The organism is Brevibacterium sp. RIT 803 (assembly GCF_016892625.1).
GTDB lineage: Bacteria > Actinomycetota > Actinomycetes > Actinomycetales > Brevibacteriaceae > Brevibacterium.
Genome location: NZ_JAFEMW010000006.1, coordinates 228,443 through 244,940, shown reverse-complemented (window position 1 = coordinate 244,940; position 16,498 = coordinate 228,443). Strand labels below are relative to the sequence as shown.

12 protein-coding genes are annotated in these 16,498 nt (G+C 62.4%); 9 read left to right on the top strand and 3 right to left on the bottom strand.

The genetic code is table 11. From position 1 onward, the window contains the following. The first annotated feature begins 16 nt into the window (after nt 1-16). The 3 genes from secD to JTF07_RS19070 are packed head-to-tail and all read left to right on the top strand — an operon-like array spanning nt 17 to nt 5,701. The gene (gene secD / locus JTF07_RS19080; RefSeq protein WP_353844031.1) at nt 17-2,374 is read left to right on the top strand and encodes a protein translocase subunit SecD; all 2,358 of its coding nucleotides are present in this window, start codon (nt 17-19) and stop codon (nt 2,372-2,374) included. Next, a complete protein-coding gene (gene secF / locus JTF07_RS19075) occupies nt 2,371-3,387 on the top strand; it encodes a protein translocase subunit SecF (protein WP_204235768.1) in 1,017 nt (338 codons plus the stop codon). Before secD ends, secF begins: the two co-directional genes overlap by 4 nt. A gap of 16 nt (nt 3,388-3,403) precedes the next feature. Next, complete coding sequence (locus JTF07_RS19070; protein WP_204235767.1) at nt 3,404-5,701, top strand: RelA/SpoT family protein; 2,298 nt, start codon at nt 3,404-3,406, stop codon at nt 5,699-5,701. A gap of 30 nt (nt 5,702-5,731) precedes the next feature. On the opposite strand, the gene JTF07_RS19065 is transcribed toward JTF07_RS19070, so the two are convergent. After that, nucleotides 5,732-6,292 carry a hypothetical protein gene (locus tag JTF07_RS19065; RefSeq protein WP_252199942.1) on the bottom strand — a complete coding sequence of 187 codons (561 nt, stop codon included), beginning with the start codon at nt 6,290-6,292 and terminating at the stop codon, nt 5,732-5,734. A 96-nt stretch (nt 6,293-6,388) separates the two neighbouring features. Further along, a complete protein-coding gene (locus tag JTF07_RS19060; protein ID WP_204235766.1) occupies nt 6,389-7,741 on the bottom strand; it encodes a DUF349 domain-containing protein in 1,353 nt (450 codons plus the stop codon). 119 nt (nt 7,742-7,860) lie between these two features. Here JTF07_RS19060 and JTF07_RS19055 point away from each other — a divergent pair, with 119 nt between their 5' ends. Both JTF07_RS19055 and hisS read left to right on the top strand, forming a co-directional pair. Beyond that, entirely contained in the window at nt 7,861-8,505 is a 645-nt protein-coding gene (locus JTF07_RS19055) for an MBL fold metallo-hydrolase (protein ID WP_204235765.1), read from the top strand. A 108-nt stretch (nt 8,506-8,613) separates the two neighbouring features. Beyond that, nucleotides 8,614-9,948: a histidine--tRNA ligase gene (hisS, locus tag JTF07_RS19050; RefSeq protein WP_204235764.1), complete on the top strand. Its 1,335-nt coding sequence runs from the start codon at nt 8,614-8,616 to the stop codon at nt 9,946-9,948. 53 nt (nt 9,949-10,001) lie between these two features. Here hisS and JTF07_RS19045 read toward each other — a convergent pair whose 3' ends face one another. After that, complete coding sequence (locus JTF07_RS19045) at nt 10,002-10,376, bottom strand: ArsR/SmtB family transcription factor (protein ID WP_204235763.1); 375 nt, start codon at nt 10,374-10,376, stop codon at nt 10,002-10,004. Between the two features lie 119 nt (nt 10,377-10,495). Between JTF07_RS19045 and aspS the strand changes: the two genes are divergently transcribed. From aspS to rpsD, 4 genes are all read left to right on the top strand, one after another. After that, nucleotides 10,496-12,280, top strand: a complete 1,785-nt coding sequence (aspS, locus tag JTF07_RS19040; RefSeq protein WP_204235762.1) for an aspartate--tRNA ligase — start codon at nt 10,496-10,498, stop codon at nt 12,278-12,280. Next, nucleotides 12,280-13,755 carry a replication-associated recombination protein A gene (locus tag JTF07_RS19035; protein WP_204235761.1) on the top strand — a complete coding sequence of 492 codons (1,476 nt, stop codon included), beginning with the start codon at nt 12,280-12,282 and terminating at the stop codon, nt 13,753-13,755. The genes aspS and JTF07_RS19035 overlap by 1 nt, the downstream gene beginning before the upstream one ends. 138 nt (nt 13,756-13,893) lie before the next feature. Continuing rightward, nucleotides 13,894-15,507, top strand: coding sequence for a cation:proton antiporter domain-containing protein (locus JTF07_RS21010; RefSeq protein WP_353844030.1), 1,614 nt, complete (start codon nt 13,894-13,896; stop codon nt 15,505-15,507). 324 nt (nt 15,508-15,831) lie between these two features. Further along, entirely contained in the window at nt 15,832-16,431 is a 600-nt protein-coding gene (gene rpsD, locus JTF07_RS19025) for a 30S ribosomal protein S4 (RefSeq protein WP_186293019.1), read from the top strand. Nucleotides 16,432-16,498: the final 67 nt, after the last annotated feature.

The window sequence follows — 16,498 nt, the reverse complement described above, 5'->3', positions numbered from 1 at the left end:
AATCGAAAGCTGAAACGTGTCCGATATTGAAGAAAAGCCACGTCCTGGTTTGCGCTTCGTGTGGCTGTCGATCATCGCTGCACTGCTCCTCGGCATCATTGCCGGCGGTGTCGTATGGTCAGATGCCACGACCACCCCGAAGCTCGCACTCGACCTCGAGGGCGGAACCTCGATCATCCTGGAGCCCCAGGTTTCAGAGGACACGGACATCAGCAAGGAACAGCTTGATCAAGCTGTGTCGATCATTCGACAGCGTGTGGACTCCACCGGTGTCTCCGAAGCCGAGATCACGACCCAGGGCGATCGCAACATCATTGTGAACCTGCCGGGCAACCCGGACGAGGAGACACGCAACCTGGTCCGTTCTTCCGCGCAGCTCGTCTTCCGTCGAGTCGCACTCGTCGGTGACCCTCGTTCCCAGGAGGATATCCAGAAGGAACAGGAGAAGAGCGGCGGGGGAGAGCAGCAGGATCCCTCCGAAGGACTCACCGACGAGGAGAAGAAGCGACTCGAAGATCTCACCGGTGGCGGTGCCGGTGCACAGGCGGATGCTGGTGCACAGGGCGACGGCAGCGGTCAGGGCGGCGCTGGAGCACCGGGCCAGGACAGCGGGAATGCACCTGCCGGTGGCGGCGAAATTGCCAAGACCGGTGGTGGAGATGTTGCCAAGGCCGGTGGCGACGATGTCGCCAGGGCCGGTGGCGGCGTTCCAGGACCGGCAGGCAAGGACGCTGAGAAATCCGGGGAGAAGAGCGGCGGACAGGCGGCCGAAGCGAGCGGGTCCGGCAAGGGCGACGACACGAAGGTCACTGATTCGACGCCGAGACCGCTCTTCGACCCTGAGAAGGACGTCGACAAGTGGCAGACCGAGTCCATCATCAAGAAGTACTCGGAGCTCGACTGCACCGATCCGAAGAATCGGACCGGTGGACAGCAGCAGCCCTCCGATGAACCGGTCGTCGCCTGTGGCAAGGACGGCGAGGCCAAGTACATTCTTGGCCCCGTCGAACTCTCGGGCGAGCATCTCGAAGACGCCAACTTCGGCTATTCGACGGGCGCCAACGGAGTGCAGACCAACCAGCCTGCGGTGAACCTCAAATTCGACGGCGTCGGGCGTGAGATCTTCAAGCAGATCACCTCGGACATCACCGGGAAGCAGCAGCCGTACAACCAGTTCGCCATCGCTCTCGACGGCAACGTGCTTTCGGCACCGACATCGAACGCAGCGATCACTGACGGCAACGCCGAGATCTCGGGCAACTTCACTCTTGACGAGGCACAGACCCTGGCCGACCAGCTCAAGAACGGCTCTCTGCCGTTGAGCTTCCAGGTCCAGAGCGAGGATCAGATTTCACCGACATTGGGTACCAACTACCTCAATATCGGCCTGCTCACCGGTCTCGTCGGACTCATCCTCGTCGTCATCTATTCGCTCCTCCAGTACCGAGTGCTCGGCCTCGTCACGGTCTCGAGTCTTGTCGTCGCCGGTGTGCTGACTTATCTCCTGCTGCTTCTGGCTTCGTGGAGATACGGCTATCGACTGTCTCTGGCAGGTGTCGCCGGTATCATCATCGGCATCGGCATGGCCGCGGACTCGTTCATCGTCTACTTCGAACGTGTCAGAGATGAGCTGCGCAGCGGCAGACAGCTGCTGTCTGCAGTCGAGGTCGGTTGGGATCGTGCCAAACGCACCATCTGGGCGTCCAAGGCAGTGAACATGCTCGCCGCGGTTATCCTCTACATCCTGGCTGTCGGTTCCGTACGCGGGTTCGCCTTCACCCTGGGGCTGACGGTGATCATCGACGTGCTCATCGTCTTCCTGTTCACGCACCCCATGTTGGAAGTGCTCGCACGCACCAAGTTCTTCGGTCAGGGCCATCCGATGTCCGGTATGGATCCGAGGCTGTTGGGTGTCAAGCCCGCTGCCTATCGTGGCGCGCTCAACCTCAGCATCGACGATGACGAGAAGTCGCCGGAGGCACGCAGACGGGAGAAGGCTCGAACCCGGAAGGCAGGAATGTCCTCCGACGCCGAGGCGGATGCGGTCGAGGAATCGACTGTCAAGTCGACAGCTTCGACGTCTGAATCCTCGTCTGCATCGTCGAAGTCGAAGCTCGATGCCGGATCCGAGTCATCCAGCCAGTCTCGTGGCACGACGACGACCAAACGGTCGAAGAAGTCTCGGTCCACCGATTCCGACGAGGCCTCTGATACCACAGAGCCAGTCGATGAGGCGACCGAGAAGAAGTCGAAGAAGAAGACCACGTCGTCGACGAAATCGGCACGAACCGGTGGCACGATCGCCGAGCGGAAGGCTGCTGCGAAGAAGGCCGCCGAAGATTCTGCCGACAATGGCAAGGAGGCAGACAAGTGAAACGGTTCTTTGCCTGGGGCAACCGGCTCCACAACGGTGAGTCATCGATTCCCTTCGTCGGGAAGGCCAAACTCTGGCTGTTGATCTCCGGCGCTCTGGTCCTTCTGTCACTGCTCGTCCCATTGATCGCAGGATTCAACTTCGGTATTGCCTTCAAGGGCGGATCGCAGTTCCAAGTCGATCACGTCTCGGACACTGCGCCGGCTAAGGGCGAAGACATCGTCGCCGGGGTCGTGGACAATTCCGAACCACGTCTGACTCCTACAGGCGATACAGCTGTGAAGATCGAGACGAATCAGCTCAGCGATGACCAGATGCAGGAAGTCCGTGACGCTCTTGTGAGCGGATACGACGTCAAGGCAGAAGACGTCACATCCACGTTCGTCGGCCCCGAGTGGGGCCAGGACGTGACAGAGAAGATGATTCGTGCTCTCGTCATCTTCGTCGGCATCGCCATGATCGTGATGGCGCTGTACTTCCGCACGTGGAAGATGTCTCTGGCCGCGATCGTCGGGCTGTTGGTCGTCATGATCATCACGACGGGGATCTATTCCGCGACAGGATTCGAAATCACTCCTGAAGCGGTGATCGGCTTCCTGACGGTCCTGAGCTTCTCGCTCTATGACACTGTGGTGGTCTTCGATAAGATCAGGGAGAATACGACTCGGTTCAAGGACAAACGCAATCTGAAATTCTCCGAGCTGGTCAACCTCGGCGTCAATCAGACAACGGTTCGTTCGATCAACACCTCTGTGGTGTCTGTGCTCCCGATCGCATCGATTCTCTTCATCGGTGTCTTCCTGCTCGGCGCCGGAACTCTTGTCGACATCTCACTGTCGCTGTTCATCGGTACGATTGTGGCAGCAGCTTCGACGTTGTTCGTCGCCAGCCCTCTCTATGCCCTCCTGCGGGCAAATGAACCTGCGGTCAAGGAACAGGAAGAGGCCGTGCGTGAACTACGCTTGAAGAACGGAACAGAAGATGTTCCACCGGTGATTCACGCCGAGGTCTGAGCAGAGAGGGGATGTCATGGCTTCTTCCGCCGATTCGCGCCGTCCGCGAGGCATCTCCCGTTTAGCATGGTGGGCGGCCAGGGCGCAGAACAACCCTGGCTACCCACGTGTCCTCGGTCCGATGATCAGGGCTCTGCAGTCTAATCACCCGAAGGCCGACATCGACCTGGTGGTCCGGGCCTATAAGGTCGCAGAACAGGCTCACCGCGGTCAGACCCGCAGGTCGGGTGATGACTACATCACGCACCCTGTGGCCGTCGCCACGATCTTGGCTGAGATCGGCATGCTGCCGGTCACCCTCGCCGCCGCGCTGCTCCACGACACCGTTGAAGACACCTCCTACTCCTTGAAGGAACTCACCGAGGAGTTCGGTCCCGAGGTCTCCGCGATGGTCGACGGAGTGACGAAGCTCGACAAGCTCACGTACGGACAGGCCGCGCAGTCGGAGACCGTGCGGAAGATGATCGTGGCCATGGCCAAGGACATCCGTGTCCTCGTCATCAAACTTGCAGACCGTCTCCACAACGCCCGCACCTGGCGTTTCGTTCCCGCCTCATCGAGTACGAAGAAGGCTCGTGAGACCCTCGAGATCTATGCCCCCTTGGCTCACCGCCTGGGCATGAACACGATCAAGTGGGAACTCGAGGACCTGTCCTTCCAGGTTCTCCACCCGAAGGTCTACGACGAAGTGGTGCGACTCGTCGCCGATAGGGCACCCCAACGGGAGAAGTACCTGGCCACGGTCTCCAGCGAACTCCAATCGGAGCTCGGGCAGTCAAACATCGAAGCCGCGATCACAGGGCGACCGAAGCACTACTACTCGATCTATCAGAAGATGGTCGTCGGCGGTCACGAATTCGCCGACATCTACGACCTCGTCGGAGTTCGTGTCCTCGTCGAAACCGTTCGCGAGTGCTACGCCACGCTGGGGATAGTCCATGCCCGGTGGAATCCTGTCCCTGGTCGGTTCAAAGATTACATTGCGATGCCGAAGTACAACATGTACCAGAGCCTGCATACGACGGTGATCGGACCGAACGGGAAACCCGTGGAGATCCAGATCCGAACCCACGAAATGGACCGGCGCGCAGAATTCGGCGTGGCCGCCCACTGGAAGTACAAGGACCGCCGCAACGCATCGAAGGCCGCTACGTCGAATACCGCACGGTCGGTCAAAGTTTCAGATGACGGCGAAGTCGATGACGCAGCGTGGCTGCGGCAGCTGCTGGAGTGGCAGCGCGAAGTCAGCGACCCCGATGAGTTCCTCGACAATCTCCGCTATGAGGTGAACTCGAAAGAGGTCTACGTATTCACCCCCAAGGGTGACGTGATGAGCCTGCCGGCAGGGGCGACTCCCGTCGACTTCTCCTATGCGGTTCACACAGAGGTCGGGCACAAGACCATGGGCGCTCGGGTCAACGGTCGTCTCGTCGCGCTCGACACCGAGCTGAAGAACGGCGACTCGGTGGAAGTCTTCACCTCGAAAGATGAGAACGCGGGCCCCAGCCGTGACTGGTTGGGCTTCGTCAAGAGCCCTCGCGCACGCAGCAAGATCCGCCAATGGTTCTCTAAGGAACGCCGCGAAGAAGCGATCGAGAACGGTCGCGAGCAGTTGGCTCGGGCAATGCGTCGTCACACGCTCTCCGCCTCGGCCCTGATGAGTCAGGAAGCGCTGCAGGTTGTGGCCACAGAGCTGCGCCTGCCCGATGTCACCGCGCTCTACGCCGCGATCGGCAACGGCGTGAGCTCGGCGGCTCACGTCGTTGATATGCTGGCAAAGGAGGTTGGAGACGACGACGAACAGACGGTTCTGCCACCGTCACCGCGCAACCGCACCGGTCAGTCCTCGGGCCATCATTCCTCGTCCGGGGGAGTCACAGTCAAAGGCGTCGACGACGTCCTGGTGAAACTCGCCCGCTGCTGCACGCCGGTGCCCGGTGATGAGATCCTCGGATTCGTCACCCGTGGTTCGGGAGTCTCCGTTCACCGTGTGGACTGTCCCAACATCGCGTCCCTCGAGCGGGAGCCTGAGCGGATGGTCGATGTCTCCTGGGGCGAGACGACCAGTGGAATCTACCTCGTTCAGATCCAGGTCGAAGCCTTGGACCGCTCGGGTCTGCTCTCGGACATCACGAAGGTTCTCACCGAGACCCACGTCAACATCCTGTCCGCCTCGGTCGCCACGTCACGGGCCAGAGTCGCCCAGTCGAAGTTCGTCTTCGAGATGAGCGATGCCAGTCATCTCGATACCGTGCTCTCGGCAGTTCGCAAAGTCGAAGGGGTCTTCGACGTCTACCGCATCGCCGGGGGCTGAGGGCGACCAGTTTCAGACTGCTGCTCAGAGTCAGCGTCTATCGCGATCTGATGCGGCACAGGTCGCCTCGAAGACGGTACGCATGTGGGCGACATATGGCCTGCGGGACATCTCCGCCAGATACATGCGGAACCGTTGTCTGGCTCTTCCGGGAAGTTCGTCGATGAGGTTCTTCACGACCTGGGCCGAACGTTCATCGGGGGTGCGCAGGTGGGGGAGCAGCAGGTCGTAGAGCGTTCTGTCCTCCGTGGTGATGGGCAGATCGCTGATCAGCTCCCATTCGTTGCGCGCAATGGTGAGCTCATGGACGATGACGTCGCAGCCGTCGACGTAGCGCCGCCTCGGATAAGTGATGAACGTCAGCGGACTCGGAGCTCTGCCAAGCCCGGTGTGAACCCACCACGCGATGTCATGGGAGAGCACAAGGCGCGGTGGGATCTGCGCCCGCAGCGCCGCCATGCGGTCCTCTGAGCTGAGCACAGCGCCCTTGCGGACCCATGCGGACTCGGTCAGCCGCGTCAGCAGACCGTCCAGCGTCAGCTCGGTGAGGTGTTCATAGCTGTAGTCGCGCAGATGAAACATCGCCTCCATACAGCAACTATTGCGCTGTATGGAGGCGTGTTCAAGACCGAAGATCCGATCTGTGGATAAACCGCGACTCATGGTCTCCAGGCTGTGGAAGCCCCATCAGCCCAGTTCGGCAGCTGTCTGAGCCAGCTGGTCTCGCCAGGCCCGACGTGCGTCGAGGGCAGACTGTGCTTCAGCGACGGCCTTCGCGTCGCCACCGGCCTTCGCCTTCTCGTACTTCTGCTCCAATTCCGCGATCGAATCGTCGAGCTGGCTCAGCGCACCGGACGTGCGTGCCTTGGTCTCGGGGTTGCTGCGCTTCCATTCGGCGCTCTCAGCATCGGAGAGTGCGCGTTCGACATCACGCAGCCCGTTCTCCATACGAGACACGTCGGCCCGAGGCACCTTGCCGGCGGCCTCCCACTCATCCTGAATGACGCGCAGTTCCTTCTTCGCCACGGCAATATCACCGATCGGCAGCAGGCCCTGCGCCCTGGCCAAGATCTCCTCTTTGGCCTCAAGGTTGCCCTTGTACTCCTCGTCGACAGCAGCATTCTCTGCATCTCGAGCTGCGAAGAAGACGTCCTGGGCGGCACGGAAGCGCGCCCAGAGAGCATCATCGTCCTTGCGCGAGGCACGTGGAGCCTTCTTCCACTGGTTCATGAGGTCTTTGTACTTCTGCGACACATTGCGGAAGTCGGTCGAATCGGACAGCGATTCGGCCTCGACGACGAGCTTCTCCTTGATCCGCTTGCCTTCGGAATTCTGCTTGTCGAGCTCTGCAAAGAATTCCTTGCGCTTGTGCTCGAAGGTGTTCCGGGCCTGCGAGAAGCGGCCCCACAGCTCCTGGTCCACAGCACGCGGCAGCCTGGGACCGCTGCGCTGCATGTCCTTCCATTGAGCGAAGAGCTCACGCAGACGTGCCCCGGACTGCTTCCACTGGATCTTCGCGGGATCGCGCTTGGCCAGCGATTCAGCCTCGGCGACGATCTCTTCGCGTTCCTGGGCGGCTTCGAGCTTGGCTGCTTCCGCACGGGCAGCCTGCTTCGATTCGGTGGCCTGCGCATCCGAGATCAGGGTATCCAAGGTGGCAGAGAGGCCCTTGAGATCGCCGACGACATTGGCCTCCGGCAGGGTCTCCTGCAGGGTCTTTGCAGCCGAAGACACTTCGCGACCGGGAGCACCGGCGGACAGGCGATTGCGGAGAAGTGCTGCGTTCTCCACCAGGTCGACGTACTTCTTTGCGAAGTACTCCAAGGCTTCCTCAGGGCCGGCGTCGGGATACTGCCCGACCGCACGCTCGCCGTCGGCAGTGACGACGAAGACATTGCCTTCCTGATCAGCGCGACCGTGCTCGATGGCGCGCCGGACTTCCGCATCATGATCAACGGTAGTCCCGGTCACAGTCTGGGCCGCCTGTGGGCGGGGCAGAGAGGACGGGCGCGGGACCGGCTTCGGGGTCGGGGTCGACATGATTCTCACCTTGTTTCCATCGGTCGAACCTGCGGGACTCTGTGCCTGCAGATCACTCGATTTCCTGATTGACGTTATCCCAGCATAACCAAGCCCCATGCTCTGGATAGACTTTGAGCATGGATGTATTTGTGACCCGCGCCGAATTTCTCGAAGTCAACTGCTACGCCGTGCGTGCCGAAGGCCATGACGATGCCATCTTCGTCGACTCAGGATTCGATTGTGCATCCGGTCTCGGCGAAATCGTCAACGAAGAGAATCTGGTGCCACGGGCCATCTTCCTCACCCACGGTCACCCCGACCACGTCCTCGGTCTGACCAACGTCCTGGCCCGCTGGAATGTGCCCGTCTACCTGGGGGACACCGACCACTATCGTTTGGACAGGCCCGCCGAGACTCTCAGCCCTCAGTTCGCCCAGATGCTCGAACCGCTCGTCAAGGATTGGTCAGCGCCGGAGGTCAACGCTCTCATCGACGCGCAGACGGTGGAGGTCGCAGGGTTGTCGGTCACTGCTGTGTCCGCACCCGGACACACTGAAGGCTCGACCCTCCTGCGGGTGCAGGCCGACGGTGAGGAGATCATCTTCACCGGTGATGTGGTCTTCGCCGGAGCGATCGGACGCGTCGACCTCCCCGGGGGAGACGCCTCGGCGATGGCACAATCACTGCGGGCGTTCGCGACGCTGCCCGATGTTCCCATCTATCCTGGACACGGTCCAGGCTCCCGAGTCGGCCACGAGCTGGCGACGAACCCGTTCTTCTAGAGACGAACCCGTTCTTCTGGAGACGAAGCGGTTCCGAGCGAGACGAACCGGCCAACACCCACCAGGTACGACAACACCCATCAGAGACGCAGAGCACCAAGGAGAACAATGGCGAAGTCAGCCCGACTGTCCGGATTCCCGGAACGACTTCCAGCAGAGCGCGTGATTGAGAGGTCGATCATCGACGTCCTCGAACACACGTTCGCGCTGCATGGATACTCGGCACTCAACCACCGTGCAGTCGAGCCGATCAGCCAGCTCGCCAAGGACGGAGAGATCGACAAAGAGATCTTCGCTGTCAGCCGCCTGCACTCCGAGGGCTCCGAGCGCAATCCGCTGGGGCTGCACTTCGACCTCACTGTGCCCCTTGCGCGGTTCATCGCCGACAACGCGAACGAACTCTCCTTCCCCTTCAAAGCCGCCCGAATCCAGCCGGTGTGGCGCGGTGAACGTCCCCAGCAGGGCCGGTACCGCGAATTCATCCAGGCCGACATCGACGTGATCGCCGAGGCGGAGCTGCCCGGACACTTCGAAGTTGAGATTCCGCTGGCCGTGGCCGATGCCTTCAATCGGCTGGCCCCGCTGGGCGTGCCCGGGGTCAAGATCGTGGTCAACGATCGCAGGCTCCTCGAAGGTTTCGCGCGCGGCATCGGACTCACCAACATCCAGGCCGTCCTGCGCTGCCTCGACAAGTACGACAAGATCGGTCCCGCCGAGGTGGGCAAACTGTTGGCTGCGGAAGCCGACGCCGACGAAGAACAGCAGCGACTGTGCCTGGCACTGGCAGCGATCGAATCGGATTCGCCGGACTTCGCAGACGATGTGCGTGCACTCGGCGTGGAACACCCCCTGCTCGACGAGGGTCTCGACTCTCTGACGACGATGCTTCGCGCAGCCCATGAGCGAGCACCCGGAGTGGTTGTGGCGCAGCTGAAGATCGCGCGAGGACTCGACTATTACACAGGAGCCGTCTACGAGACGCAGCTGATCGGACACGAAGAACTCGGATCGGTGGCCTCGGGCGGTCGCTACGATTCGCTCGTCACTGTGGGTAAGAAGAGCTACCCCGGTGTTGGGATGTCGATCGGCGTCTCGCGGCTCATGGCCTTCATCCTCGATGCCGACAGCGGCATCAAGGCCACGCGCGGGACACCCTCGGCTGTGGTCGTTGCTGTGACGGATGAGGACAAGCGCGGTGAGGCCGATGCGGTCGCCACCGCTCTGCGTTCCCGTGACATCGCCTGTGAGGTCTCACCGAGTGCTGCGAAGTTCGGAAAGCAGATTCGCTACGCCGAACGTCGGGGGATCCCCTTCGTGTGGTTCACCGAAGGTGAGAGTGGTCACGAAATCAAGGACATCCGCTCCGGGGACCAAGTTCCGGCGGACCCGCAGACTTGGGAACCTGTCGCTGCCGATCGTAAGCCGCGGGTGTACCGGGACTGAGATCGTTCGGACCGAATCCTGCCTGGGCCCAGGTATGAAATCTCTGCCCAGTGTCAGGAGCCGCTCGCGGGCGGGTCGGGCGCCAACGATCCGTCGGGGGCGATGTGATCGAAGATCTCGCGCACCATTGAGACCACGTGCGGATCGTCGACGGTGTAGAAGATCCGACGCCCGTCCCGGCGAGACGAGATCAGACCCGCCAATCTCATCTTCGCCAGATGCTGACTCACGGTGGGTACGGCCGCACCGATCGCCTCGGCGAGGGACGAGACATCGAGTTCCTGGTTGACCAACGTCCAGACCAGACGGAGGCGAGTCCCGGAGGCGAGCATGCGAAAGGTCTCCGCGGCCACCTCGACCTGTGCGGAGGTGGGGTCGGATCCCACATCCGAGCCGAGTTCCTCCGTGCCCGTGCCACCTGTGCTCATGTGATCCTCTTCCTCGTCGCCCGCGGCAGGTGACCTGCAGTGGGCCATGCCGGTATTCCGGTGGCGAGCGACTATCATTGTTCACGCGCTGCCACATAAACATCGTAAAGGAGCCCTAGGTGCTGCGAAGCCACACAACCGGAAGCCTGCGAGCCTCACATGCAGGACAGACCGTCACCCTGACCGGGTGGGTCGACCGTCGTCGCGATCACGGAGGTGTTGCCTTCATCGATCTGCGTGACGCTTCGGGCATCGTTCAAGTCGTCGTCCGTGAGGACGATGCGCACTCGCTGCGCAACGAATCCGTCGTCAAGGTCACCGGCACCGTGTCCCTGCGTCCCGAGGGCAACACCAACGCCAACCTGCCCACCGGCGACATCGAGGTCATCGACACGAACGTCGAGATCCTCAGCCTCGCCGAGGCGCTGCCGTTCCAGGTCTCCGACCACGCCGAAGACGCCGGCACCGTCGGCGAGGAGACCCGCCTGCGCTACCGGTACCTCGACCTGCGTCGGTCCGGACCGGCCTCAACCATGCGCTTGCGCTCGGCCGCGAACAAGGCGGCCCGCACGGTCCTCGACGAGCAGGAATTCCTCGAGATCGAGACCCCGACCCTGACCCGGTCGACCCCGGAGGGCGCCCGCGACTTCCTCGTCCCCGCTCGCCTGCAGCCCGGTTCCTGGTACGCCTTGCCGCAGTCACCGCAGCTGTTCAAGCAGCTCCTGCAGGTCGCCGGAATGGAACGCTACTACCAGCTGGCGCGCTGCTACCGCGACGAGGACTTCCGCGCCGATAGGCAACCCGAATTCACCCAGCTCGACATCGAAGCATCCTTCGTCGAGCAGGAAGACATCATCGAGCTCGCCGAGAAGATCCTCGTGGCTCTGTGGAAGCTCATCGGGCACGAGATCACCACGCCGATCCCGCACATCACCTACGCCGAGGCGATGGAGAAGTACGGCAGCGACAAGCCCGATCTGCGCTTCGAACTCGAGCTGCACAACCTCACCGAATTCTTCCAGAACACTCCGTTCCGGGTCTTCCAGTCCGACTACGTCGGCTCCGTCGTCTACCCCGGCGGCGGCTCCCTGCCCCGTCGTCAGCTCGACGCCTGGCAGGACTGGGCCAAGCAGCGCGGCGCCAAGGGCCTTGCCTACGTGCTCGTGGCCGAAGACGGCACCCTGACCGGTCCCGTGGCCAAGAACATCTCCGATGAGGAGAAAGCAGGCCTCGTCGAAGCCGCAGGAGCCACCCCCGGTGACGCGATCTTCTTCGCCGCCGGTGATCCTGCGAGCTCTCGGGCTCTCCTGGGCGCCGCTCGCAATGAGATCGCCGAACGCACAGGACTCATCAAGGAAGGCGACTGGGCCTTCGTGTGGGTTGTCGACGCGCCGCTCTTCGAATCGGCAGCCGCGGCTCAGGCCGCGGGCGACGTCGCCGTCGGCGAAGGAACATGGACCGCCGTCCACCACGCCTTCACCGCGCCGAAGCCCGAATTCCTCGACACTCTGGAATCCGATCCGGGAGCCGCCCTGGCCTACGCCTACGACATCGTCTGCAACGGCAACGAAATCGGCGGCGGTTCGATCCGCATCCACCGCAAGGACGTCCAGGAACGGGTGTTCAAGATCATGGGCATCTCCGAGGAAGACGCACAGGAGAAGTTCGGCTTCCTCCTCGAAGCCTTCAAGTTCGGCGCACCCCCGCATGGAGGCATCGCCTTCGGATGGGACCGCATCGTGTCCCTGCTCGCCGGGGTCGACTCGATCCGCGAGGTCATCGCCTTCCCGAAGACGGGTGCCGGGTACGATCCGCTCACCCAGGCTCCCGCACCGATCACCGACGCACAGCGTGCCGAGGCCGGCGTGGACTTCGAACCGGAAGACGACGACACCGAGGCCTGATGACCGACGGTCCTGACCTCTTCTCCTCCGACAGCCCGCACCAGGGATCTCCTGGTCCGGGCGTCGGCGGTTCATCTGCCGGTTCGGGTCGAGCTCTCGATCCGCTGGCGGTGCGGATGCGTCCGCGCACCATCGCCGAGGTGGTCGGCCAAGACCATCTGACGTTCCCCGGTTCACCCCTCGTCCAACTCGTCGAGGCCAGCGGGGGAGACCGGGCAGGAGCCTCCTCGGTGATCCTGTGGGGTCCCCCCGGGGTCGGCAAGACCACCCTGGCCCACGTCATCTCCCACGCGCCGGGCCGCACCTTCGTCGAGCTGTCCGCGATCACCGCCGGCGTCAAGGACGTGCGACAGGTGATCGAGAACGCCAGGCGTGAGCGCGACATGTATCAGCGCACGACCGTGCTGTTCCTCGACGAGATCCACCGATTCTCGAAAGCACAGCAGGACGCTCTGCTGCCAGCGGTGGAGAACCGCCTCGTCGTGCTCGTGGCCGCGACGACCGAGAACCCATCGTTCTCCGTCATCTCCCCACTCCTGTCCCGCTCGCTTCTGCTCACGCTGCGTCCGCTCGACGACGCCGCCATCGCCGATCTGCTCGACCGTGCAGTCACCAGCGAACGAGGTTTGGCCGACCAGTTCGAACTCGAGCCTGCGGCGAAGGACTTCATCGTCCGCATCGCCGGTGCCGACGCCCGGCGCTCCCTGACCATCCTCGAAGCCGCCGCCGGAATCGCTGCCGCACAGACAGAGTTCGCACAGGCAGACGACGCAGACACGGCCGACGACTCGACTGATGACTTGTCTGAGGACGCGGCCGATTTGGAAACTGATCGCCGCGCGATCCTCATCACCGAGGCCGCCTGTGCCGAGGCCAGCTCCGAAACTGTGCTGCGCTACGACAAGAACGGTGACCAGCACTACGATGTCGTCTCCGCATTCATCAAGTCGATTCGCGGCTCAGACGTCGATGCCGCCTTGCACTACCTGGCCAGGATGATCGTTGCCGGCGAGGATCCCCGCTTCATCGCACGGCGCGTCGTGATATCGGCTGCCGAGGACATCGGCATGGCCGATCCGCAGGCCCTGCCGATCGCGGTGGCGGCGTCAACAGCCGTGCAGAACATCGGTATGCCGGAAGGACGCATTCCGCTGGCCGAGGCGGTCACCTACCTGGCCATGGCACCGAAGTCGAACGCGAGCTATCGCGCCCTCGACGCGGCCATCGCCGACGTCAAGAACGGGTTCTCGGGGCAGGTCCCGCCCCATCTGCGCGACGCGCACTATCCCGGTGCCAAGGAGCTCGGCCACGGCGAGGGCTACAAATACTCGCACGATCATCCTCACGGGGTCGCCGCTCAGCAATATCTGCCCGAGACACTGCGCGGGAAGCGCTACTACGAGCCGACTGGCAACGGGATGGAGCGTTCCCTGGGGGAGCGTCTCGAGATGCTGCAGAGACTCCTGCGACCCTGATATCGGCACCGGCCTGCCGATATTCGCCGCTGATTTCCTCCCTCTTGCCCCTGGGACGCGGTAGTTTTGTGCACAGGATGAAGGAACGCCGCGGCCAGAGTCGGTTCGCCGGCGCCTGAGAGGCCGAGGAGGGGTGACGTGCAGGACATCATCGTCACCATCGCGGCCGCTCTCGCTCTGGGATTGGTGGCGCGTGAACTGCACATTCCACCACTGGTGGGCTTCCTCGGTGCAGGATTCCTGCTTCACTTCCTCGGCTTCTCCGCATTCGACGGTCTCGAACGGGTCTCCGACCTCGGTGTGGTTCTGCTCCTCTTCACCATCGGACTGAAGTTCGATCTGCGATCCCTTCTCCAGCCCGAGGCCTACGGTACGGCCGCGCTTCACATGATCTCCAGTGTCCTCGTAGGAGCCGGCACGATCGGGTTGGCCGCGGTCATCGGCGTCGTGTCGCTCGACGGTGGACTCGGCACGATCGGTCTGCTCGGATTCGCACTGTCGTTCTCCTCAACGGTTCTCGTGGTCAAGGTCCTCGAAGACCGTTCCGACGACGGTTCGTACTACGGTCAGATCGCCATCGCCATCCTCGTCATCCAAGACATCGCCGCTGTTGCCTTCATCACCGTTGCAGGTGAGGAGCCACCGAGTCTGTGGGCCTTCGCGCTCGTTCTCCTGATCCCCGCAGCATGGGTGCTGCGCCGCCTTCTCAACCGAGTGGGACGAGGCGAACTGCTGGTGCTCTTCGGCGTGGTCATGGCGCTGGGCCCGGGATACGTGGCCTTCGAGTCCGTGGGCATCCATGGTGACCTGGGGGCCTTGGTGATGGGTCTGCTCTTCGCCGGCCATCCCAGATCCACCGAGTTGTCGAAGTCCCTGTTCAGCGTCAAGGAGCTCTTTCTCGTCGCCTTCTTCGTCGTTATCGGACTCCAGGCGATCCCGACCTGGGCCGACCTGGGCATGGCACTCGTCCTGTGTGTGATTCTCATCCCCTTCAACTTCCTCAGCTTCTTTCTGATGGGTCGACTCTTCGGCCTGCGCAACAGGACCAGCATCCGCACCAGTCTCGCCTTGAGCAACTTCTCCGAATTCGCGCTCATCGTGGTGGCGGTCGGGACAGCCAACGGAGTGTTCGAGGACAGCTGGCTGACAGTGACTGCTGTGGCCGTCGCGATCTCAATGATCGTCTCCTCATTGACCAACTCCTACAGTCTGCAGATCGTGGGCAGGCTCGATGAGGTCCTGCCCGATGAGAATGAGGCGAAACTGCGACCTCCGGATCGCCCGATCGACACAGGTACCGCCGAGGTGGTGGTGCTGGGCATGGGCCGCATCGGACGCGGTGCCTATGAACGATTGGTCGACCGAGGGGGTCTGTCCGTCATCGGTGTCGACAACGATCATCTGGTGGTGGAGGATCTCAAAGGAGAGAAGTTCAACGTCCTGGAAGGCGATGCCACAGACCACGAGTTCTGGCATCGCATCGTCGTCGGAGGAACAGCCCGGACCGTGATTCTGGCTATGGCGATCCACGATTCGAACACCTTCGCACTCGAGCAGCTGAGAATAGCCGGTTTCGATGGTGCCATCGCCGCAGTGGTCCAGCGTCAGGACCAGGCCGACGCCCTCACCGCGGCAGGAGTCCACACCGTCATCAACATCTATGGTGGTTCGGGAGCCGAAGTTGCCGATGCGGCAATGCGGTTGCCCACCAAGCGAAGGCCCGACAGCGGAGCCGACCGCACCGGAACCTGAGCCGACCGCACCGGTGCCCGAGCAGCAGAACCTGCCGGGCAGAAAAAATCCTTTCTGCCCTGTGATCAACCCAGCGGCTGCGCCGCAGCACCTCGCTCGTGTCCCCGTCCTGTCGCTTTGCGCCGGGGGAGTGGAATCCGCTAAGATTGGTTGCTGTTGTGCCTGCACCCTAAAGGCGGTCGGTGCGAGCGGATCTCGACGCTCAATCCCTCTTTCCCATCCAGGGAAACAACCGTGTCGACTTGGGCGAGAACCCATGGCCGGTCGAGACACACCATATTGATGAAAGGTAATACAGTGCCAGCACCAGCACGTAACCGCCGGATGACGCGCGTCTCGCGCGCCCTCGGCATGCCGCTGACTCCGAAAGCGGAGAAGTACTTCGAGCGTCGCCCGTATCCTCCAGGCGAGCACGGCCGTGCACGTCGTCGCAATGACAGCGACTACTCGGTCCGTCTCAAGGAGAAGCAGCGTCTTCGCGCCCAGTACGGCATCCGCGAAGCTCAGATGCTCAAGATCTACAAGGAATCCAGCCGCCTCTCCGGTCTGACCGGTGAGACCATGGTCGAGCTCCTCGAAATGCGTCTCGACGCACTGGTGCTGCGTTCGGGCTTCGCCCGGACCATCGCCCAGGCGCGTCAGTTCGTCGTGCACCGTCACATCACCGTTGACGGCCAGCGCGTCGATCGTCCTTCGTTCCGCGTGAAGGAAGGACAGACCATCCAGGTTCACGAGCGCAGCGCATCGATGGATCCGTTCCAGGTCGCAGCAGCCGGTGGACACAAGGATGTTCTCCCTGCAGTTCCCGGCTACCTCAATGTCAACCTCGAAGGTCTGCAGACCACCCTGCTTCGTCGCCCTAAGCGCGAAGAGGTTCCTGTGACCGTTGATGTTCAGCTGGTCGTCGAGCACTACTCGCGCTGATCACCCCAGAGGGATCGCACGGCATCAACTGCCCGGAACGTCGAGTTCCGGGCAGTTGTGCATTCAT

Bases quoted from the DNA above. Each gene is read 5' to 3' on its own strand.
- JTF07_RS19055 (WP_204235765.1), top strand. From the start codon at position 7,861: ATGGATGTATTTGTGACCCGCGCCGAATTTCTCGAAGTCAACTGCTAC.
- JTF07_RS19070 (WP_204235767.1), top strand. From the start codon at position 3,404: ATGGCTTCTTCCGCCGATTCGCGCCGTCCGCGAGGCATCTCCCGTTTA.
- rpsD (WP_186293019.1), top strand. From the start codon at position 15,832: ATGACGCGCGTCTCGCGCGCCCTCGGCATGCCGCTGACTCCGAAAGCG.
- JTF07_RS19060 (WP_204235766.1), bottom strand. From the start codon at position 7,741: ATGTCGACCCCGACCCCGAAGCCGGTCCCGCGCCCGTCCTCTCTGCCC.
- JTF07_RS19035 (WP_204235761.1), top strand. From the start codon at position 12,280: ATGACCGACGGTCCTGACCTCTTCTCCTCCGACAGCCCGCACCAGGGA.
- hisS (WP_204235764.1), top strand. From the start codon at position 8,614: ATGGCGAAGTCAGCCCGACTGTCCGGATTCCCGGAACGACTTCCAGCA.
- JTF07_RS19045 (WP_204235763.1), bottom strand. From the start codon at position 10,376: ATGAGCACAGGTGGCACGGGCACGGAGGAACTCGGCTCGGATGTGGGA.
- JTF07_RS19065 (WP_252199942.1), bottom strand. From the start codon at position 6,292: ATGGAGGCGATGTTTCATCTGCGCGACTACAGCTATGAACACCTCACC.